1 protein-coding gene is annotated in these 403 nt (G+C 72.5%); it reads left to right on the plus strand.

Annotated elements, in window-relative coordinates; translation table 11 throughout:
* On the plus strand, positions 1 to 403 hold a 403-nt coding region (locus tag ACL02T_RS35000), incomplete at both ends, for an enoyl-CoA hydratase-related protein (protein ID WP_412835109.1).

Below are 403 nucleotides of genomic sequence, written 5' to 3' on the forward strand. Positions count from 1 at the left end.
AGGTCGGGGTCATCGCCCTGACCGGCGCCGGTGAGAAGGCGTTCTGCTCGGGTGGGGACCAGAAGCAGCGCATGGAGACCGGCGACTACGGCCCCTCCGAGTCCGGGCTGTTCGAGGTCGAGGCGCTGCACCGGGTGATCCGGGACGTGCCCAAGCCGGTCGTGGCGGCGGTCAACGGCATCGCCATCGGCGGCGGGCACGTGCTGCACGTGCTCGCCGACCTCACCATCGCCGCCGACACCGCCACCTTCGGCCAGAACGGCCCGCGCGTCGGCTCCTTCGACGCCGGTCTCGGCTCGGGCTACCTCGCCCGCGTCGTCGGTGAGAAGCGCGCCCGCGAGATCTGGTTCATGCTGCGCCGCCTCTCCGCGCAGGAGGCCCTGGACTGGGGCCTGGTCAACCG

The organism is Pseudonocardia oceanicola, assembly GCF_047200735.1.
Lineage (GTDB): Bacteria > Actinomycetota > Actinomycetes > Mycobacteriales > Pseudonocardiaceae > Pseudonocardia.